The 5,915-nt window shown below is 59.0% G+C and carries 6 protein-coding genes; 2 read left to right on the forward strand and 4 right to left on the reverse strand.

The window, feature by feature from the left end:
- A partial coding sequence (locus AACR77_RS04320) for an HD-GYP domain-containing protein (RefSeq protein WP_042879968.1) occupies positions 1–825 on the forward strand: 825 nt, incomplete at its 5' end.
- A gap of 70 nt (positions 826–895) precedes the next feature.
- Here the strand turns inward: AACR77_RS04320 and AACR77_RS04325 are convergent.
- The 4 genes from AACR77_RS04325 to rplU all read right to left on the reverse strand — a co-directional run bounded on the left by AACR77_RS04325 (position 896) and on the right by rplU (position 4,611).
- Positions 896–2,266, reverse strand: coding sequence for a YjiH family protein (locus AACR77_RS04325; RefSeq protein WP_010673201.1), 1,371 nt, complete (start codon positions 2,264–2,266; stop codon positions 896–898).
- A 366-nt stretch (positions 2,267–2,632) separates the two neighbouring features.
- Positions 2,633–3,835 carry an Obg family GTPase CgtA gene (gene cgtA, locus AACR77_RS04330; protein WP_010673200.1) on the reverse strand — a complete coding sequence of 401 codons (1,203 nt, stop codon included), beginning with the start codon at positions 3,833–3,835 and terminating at the stop codon, positions 2,633–2,635.
- Between the two features lie 189 nt (positions 3,836–4,024).
- Positions 4,025–4,282: a 50S ribosomal protein L27 gene (rpmA, locus tag AACR77_RS04335; protein WP_042879970.1), complete on the reverse strand. Its 258-nt coding sequence runs from the start codon at positions 4,280–4,282 to the stop codon at positions 4,025–4,027.
- 17 nt (positions 4,283–4,299) lie between these two features.
- On the reverse strand, positions 4,300–4,611 hold the full coding sequence (rplU, locus tag AACR77_RS04340) for a 50S ribosomal protein L21 (RefSeq protein WP_005304210.1): 312 nt from the start codon (positions 4,609–4,611) through the stop codon (positions 4,300–4,302).
- A 242-nt stretch (positions 4,612–4,853) separates the two neighbouring features.
- On the opposite strand from rplU, the gene ispB reads away from it, so the two are divergent.
- A complete protein-coding gene (ispB, locus tag AACR77_RS04345; protein WP_042879972.1) occupies positions 4,854–5,825 on the forward strand; it encodes an octaprenyl diphosphate synthase in 972 nt (323 codons plus the stop codon).
- The last annotated feature ends 90 nt before the right edge of the window (positions 5,826–5,915 follow it).

Consider the following 5,915-nt stretch of genomic DNA (forward strand, 5'->3'; position numbering starts at 1 on the left):
CTGCCCCCATCCGGGCAGCAGGCCGCCTTCGAGGCTGTAACCCCCCTCTGGCACACCCTGGATCAGGAGTTCGCCTTCGTGGCCGAGTGCAATCTGGGGGGCGAGTGGATGGCGCCGGAGAAGCTCGCCAGGCTGGATACCATCGCCAGCCGCACCTGGTTGCGCACTCTGGACGATCGGCTCGGCATCAGTCAGGAGGAGCGCAAGCGCCACCAGGAGGCCCCCTCTCCCCTCCCCTGCCGAGAGTCGCTGCTCGCCGACAAGGCGGTCCATCTCATCCCTCGCCCCGAGCACGACAATCTCGCCCGACACAACCCATGGGGCTTCAAGGTGCGGGTGCCCACCCACCTCTACAACCGGGGGGAACGTTACAATCTCGCCATCGGCCGTGGCACCCTCACCGAAGAGGAGCGCTACAAGATCAACGATCACATCATCCAGACCATACGCATGCTGGAGAAGCTCCCCTTCCCCCGCCATTTGCGCAAGGTGCCGGAGATTGCGGGGGGCCATCACGAGCGGATGGACGGCACGGGCTATCCGCGCCAGTTGCAAGGGGGGCAGATGAGCATTCCAGCCCGCATCATGGCCATTGCAGACATCTTCGAGGCGCTGACGGCGAGCGACCGCCCCTACAAGTCTGGCAAAACGGTCTCCCAGTCCCTGGCCATCATGGTGAAGATGGTGCAGGAACAGCACATAGACCCGGCCCTGTTTGCCCTCTTCATCGAAAGCGGCATCTGGCGGGATTACGCCATACGCTTCCTCGCCCCCGAGCAGCTGGACGAGGTCGAATGCCAGGCCCTGCTGGCAGGATCACACTGACCTTCCGCTGGCACTCGCCCATAAAAAAACGGTCAACCCGGGTTGACCGTTTTTCGTTCCACTTCGCCCCTTAGAACAGCAGGTGCGCCACACCGGCAATCACCGGCAGGGTGACCAGGGTGCGCAGCAGGAAGATGACGAACAGCTCCCACAACTTGACCGGGATCTTGCTGCCCAGCAACAGAGCGCCCACTTCCGACATGTAGATGAGCTGGGTGACCGACATGGCGGCGATCACGAAGCGGGTGATGTCGCTCTCGATGGTGGAGGCCAGCACCGCCGGGATGAACATGTCGGCGAAGCCCACCATGATGGTCTTGGAAGCGGCTTCCGCCTCCGGCAGTTGCAGCAGCTCGAGCAAAGGCACGAAGGGCGCCCCCAGCCAGTTGAACACCGGGGTGTGCTCCGCCAGCATCAGGGCACAGGTCCCGACGGCCATCACCACCGGCAGCACGCCAAACACCATGTCCAGGGCGTTTTTCACCCCTTCACGCGCCACAGCGCCGAGATCCGTCATGCTGTCGGCCTTGGTCAGGGCACGATGGTAGCCGTAGCTCAGTACGCTGTGCTGATGGGGGATGGCCTCCTGCTTGCGGCACAGGGGAGTACCGTCGCTGTAGACATCCTTCTTCCAGGAGAGCGGCGGCAGGCGCGGTACCACGATGGCGGCCACCACACCGGCCAGGCAGACGGTCAGGTAGAAGGGGACGAACATGTGCTCCAGCTTCACCTGGGAGATCACCACCAGACAGAAGGTGATGGAGACGGCGGAGAAGGTGGTACCGATGACGGCCGCTTCCCGCTGGGTGTAGAACTTGCCTTCATACTGCTTGCTGGTCAGCAGGATCCCGACGCTGCCATCACCGAGCCAGGAGGCGAAGCAGTCCACCGCAGAACGACCCGGCAGACGGAACACCGGACGCATGATGCGGGTCATCATGGTACCGACAAACTCCAGCAGACCGAAATCCAGCAGCAAGGGCAGCAGCAGGCCCGCAAAGATGAAGACGGAGAACAGTACCGGCAGCAGATCGTGCAGCACCAGACCGCCGGTCGCCCCTGAGCGCAGCACCTCGGGACCGGCTTCAAAGAAGGTCAACAGCACGAAGACCCCGCCCAGCACCCGCACGCACGCCCAGAAGGGGGAGACGTTGAACAGGCTGTTGAGGAAGGGGCGTTTTACCAGGATCGCCGGTTTGAACAGCCAGGCGATCAGGGTCATCAGCATGGTGGTGGTGATGATGGCGCTGACCATGGCCACCAGATGATCGGCAAACACCGTTTGAACCAGCTTCGCCAGCACGGCGACGGGAATGGTGACATTGCCGTCATAGATGACCGGGGTCATGAACAGCAGGATCCCGATCAGTGACGGGATCAAAAACATCAGCACGTTGCGGCGAGTACGGATTGCCGGTGCTTCCAAGGTCTTTTCCAACATATAAACAGCCTTAAATGTGACTTTTCCTTCAGCCGGGCCGCCTGCATACTCATGCCCTCGCCCGGAAAACGGGCGCAAGAATAACCCAAAAAACTGCACAAACAAGCCGTTAATTGATCATTTCAAGCATAAATATTTTATCAGGCGAACCATCCATAAGAACAAACCAAAACAGTCATGCATATCGATTCAATTTGAATGGTTAGCATAATGTTTCATACAGGTTACATTCAGGTGCGCAGTATAATCCGCAGCCACTGTCAGGCAATAAGAGACATGAAAAATATATCTATAGGGTGATCCCGTCGATCCTCCCATAAAAAAACCGGAGCCTGTCTGGCTCCGGTCTTGTCACGAACATGATGCTCAATCGCGAACGTAAATGACTTCGACGCCGTCGTCGTCCTCATCGTCCCAGTCGTCATCGTCCAGGCCATCATCGAAGGCCTTGGACGCCGCCAGGGCATCGGCTTCCGCCTTGGCAAGCTGGTTCTTGTGGTAGTCGTCCCACTTGAACTCCACCTTCTCGATGGCGTCTCTGGCATCTTCCGCCAGCTGACGGGGCATGGTGTCCAGCAGATCCAGGATGTCGTAGCACACCTTCTTGGTGCCTTCCTTGCTGATGGCGGTGATGGCGTAAACCGGACCTTCGTGGTTGAGGGCTGCCTTGACTCTGTCCATCACTTCCTGAGCCTCTTCTTCCAGGATCAGGTCCATCTTGTTGAACACCAGCCAGCGCGGCTTGCCCGCCAGCTCGGGACTGTATTTTTCCAGCTCCCGGACGATGGTCACGGCGTTCTCGGCAGGATCGGAGCCATCCACCGGGCAGATGTCCACCAGGTGGATCAGGACGCGGCAACGCTCCAGGTGCTTGAGGAAGCGGATACCCAGGCCTGCCCCCTCGGCAGCCCCTTCGATGAGGCCGGGAATGTCGGCAATGACGAAGGAGCGGGAGTTTTCACCGCGTACCACACCCAGGTTCGGTACCAGGGTGGTGAAGGGGTAGTCTGCCACTTTCGGACGGGCCGCAGAAACGGCGCGAATGAAGGTGGACTTGCCTGCGTTGGGCAGACCCAGCATGCCGACATCCGCCAGCAGCAGCAGCTCCAGCCTCAGGGTACGCACTTCACCCGGGGTGCCGTTGCTCTTCTGGCGCGGCGCCCGGTTGACCGAGCTCTTGAAGCGGGTGTTGCCAAGGCCGTGGAAGCCGCCCTTGGCAACCAGCAGCTTCTGATCGTGACTGGTCAAATCCCCCAGCAGTTCGCCGGTGTCTTCATCGGTGGCACGGGTTCCCACCGGCACGCGCAGAATCTTGTCCTTGCCGCGACGACCGGTACAGTTGGCACTCTGGCCGTTCTCGCCACGCTCGGCGGCGTGGAAGCGCTCGAAACGGTAGTCGATCAGAGTGTTCAGGTTTTCATCGGCCACCAGATACACGTCGCCACCATCACCGCCGTCACCGCCGTCCGGGCCGCCATTCGGGATGTACTTCTCGCGGCGGAAGCTCACACAACCGTTACCACCGTCACCGGCATCGACTCGAATCTGGACTTCATCAACAAACTTCATAGGTAACCGTCACCTTAATTCGAAAAACCGATACGCAATTATAGTGATACGGGCCCCTTCGGGCGAGGCGCATCTGGCCGATGAGGGCTGTCTGCGCCGGCTCATCCGCGTGCCGTTTTTTCGTCAAACTCATCAGAAAAACAAAAGCCCCGCCAGGTTGGCGGGGCTTCGGATCCTTGCGGTCCGTAATTACTCAGCAACGATGCTGACGTACTTACGATTCTGCGGACCTTTAACTTCGAACTGCACTTTACCGTTCGCGGTAGCGAACAGAGTGTGGTCCTTGCCCAGACCAACGTTGGTACCGGCGTGGAACTTGGTGCCACGCTGACGAACGATGATGCTGCCAGCCAGAACTGTTTCGCCGCCGAAACGCTTCACGCCCAGGCGTTTAGCTTCTGAATCGCGGCCGTTGCGGGATGAACCGCCAGCTTTTTTGTGTGCCATCTATCGTACTCCTCTAATTAAGCGCTGATGCCAGTGATTTTGACTTCAGTGAACCACTGACGGTGGCCCGCTTGCTTACGGTGGTGCTTACGACGACGGAACTTGACGATAGTCACTTTCTCGCCACGGCCGTGAGCCACAACTTCAGCTACAACCTTGCCACCTTCAACGAAAGGAGCACCTACTTTAAAAGTGTCGCCTGCAGCAACCATCAGCACTTCGTTGAAGTCGATGGTAGCGCCAGTCTCAACGTTCAGCTTTTCCAGACGAACGATTTGACCTTCGGCCACACGGTGTTGTTTTCCGCCGCTTTGGAATACCGCGTACATTTGATTAACTCCGTAAAGGCGTGTCTTTTGCTCAAGGCCAGACACGCGCAAAAACCTATAACAATGGGCCGGCATTCTACGCAAATCGATTTGCCGAGGCAAGGCCAATTTAGCAAAAAGTTTATTTTGTGCGCATATCTGCCGCCGTGAACAAACGCTTAACTGTAACCCATTGTGAAATCGTGTAGAATCCCCGCCATTGCTAAAATCGCAGTCATCACTGCCGTCACGTTACGAGACTTATGGACCAACAGACTATCCGTGCGCTCTGTGCCGCCGACATGACGGCGGTCAATGAACTGATCCTGGCGAGACTCCAGTCCGATGTCAGCCTGATCAACCAGCTGGGTTTCTATATTGTCAGTGCAGGCGGAAAACGGATGCGCCCCATGCTGACTGTCATGGCCGCCCGCGCACTGGGATACGAAGGTGAAGACCACCTGAAACTGGCTGCCATCATCGAATTCATTCATACCTCCACCCTGCTGCACGACGACGTGGTCGACGAATCCGACCTGCGCCGCGGCCGGGAAACCGCCAACGCCCTGTTCGGCAATGCCGCCAGCGTGCTGGTCGGTGACTATCTCTACAGCCGCTCCTTCCAGATGATGAGCGAGCTCTCCAACCTGCGGGTGATGGAGATCCTCTCCGATGCCACCAATACCATCGCCGAAGGGGAAGTGTTGCAGCTGATGAACTGCAACGATCCGGATACCACCGAAGAGAGCTACATGACGGTCATCTACTGCAAGACCGCCAAGCTGTTCGAGGCGGCCACCCGCCTCGCCGCCGTACTGACCCATCAGCCCGAGTCCGTCGAGCAGGCGATGACCGACTACGGCAAGTATCTGGGCACTGCCTTCCAGATCATCGACGACGTCATGGACTACTGCTCCCAGAGCGACGAGATGGGCAAGAACGTGGGTGACGATCTGGCTGAAGGCAAGCCGACCCTGCCGCTGTTGCGCGCCATGGAAGTGGGTACCCCGGAAGAGCGTCAACTGGTGCGCGATGCCATCGAGCACCGCAACGGTATGGATCACCTGGAGCGTATTCTGGGCATCCTGGATCGCACCGGAGCTCTCGAATACTCCCGCCAGCGGGCTCGGGAAGAGGCTGACAAGGCCATCGCCGCCCTCGCCATCCTGCCGGACTCCCGGCACAAGCAAGCGCTGGAGACCCTGGCCCACATGGCGGTGCAGCGCAGCGCCTGATGCCAGCCGGCGGACAATAAAAAAGAGGCCCTCTGGCCTCTTTTTTATGGCGCTGTCCCAATTATGTGTTGGAAGGCTAATCTGGAAGTA

It is taken from the genome of Aeromonas sp. ZOR0002 (genome assembly GCF_963866995.1).
Lineage (GTDB): Bacteria > Pseudomonadota > Gammaproteobacteria > Enterobacterales > Aeromonadaceae > Aeromonas > Aeromonas caviae.

Excerpts from the sequence above, each read along its gene's own strand:
- rplU (WP_005304210.1), bottom strand. The coding sequence starts at position 4,611 with ATGTACGCGGTATTCCAAAGCGGCGGAAAACAACACCGTGTGGCCGAA.
- rpmA (WP_042879970.1), bottom strand. The coding sequence starts at position 4,282 with ATGGCACACAAAAAAGCTGGCGGTTCATCCCGCAACGGCCGCGATTCA.
- AACR77_RS04325 (WP_010673201.1), bottom strand. The coding sequence starts at position 2,266 with ATGTTGGAAAAGACCTTGGAAGCACCGGCAATCCGTACTCGCCGCAAC.
- ispB (WP_042879972.1), top strand. The coding sequence starts at position 4,854 with ATGGACCAACAGACTATCCGTGCGCTCTGTGCCGCCGACATGACGGCG.
- cgtA (WP_010673200.1), bottom strand. The coding sequence starts at position 3,835 with ATGAAGTTTGTTGATGAAGTCCAGATTCGAGTCGATGCCGGTGACGGT.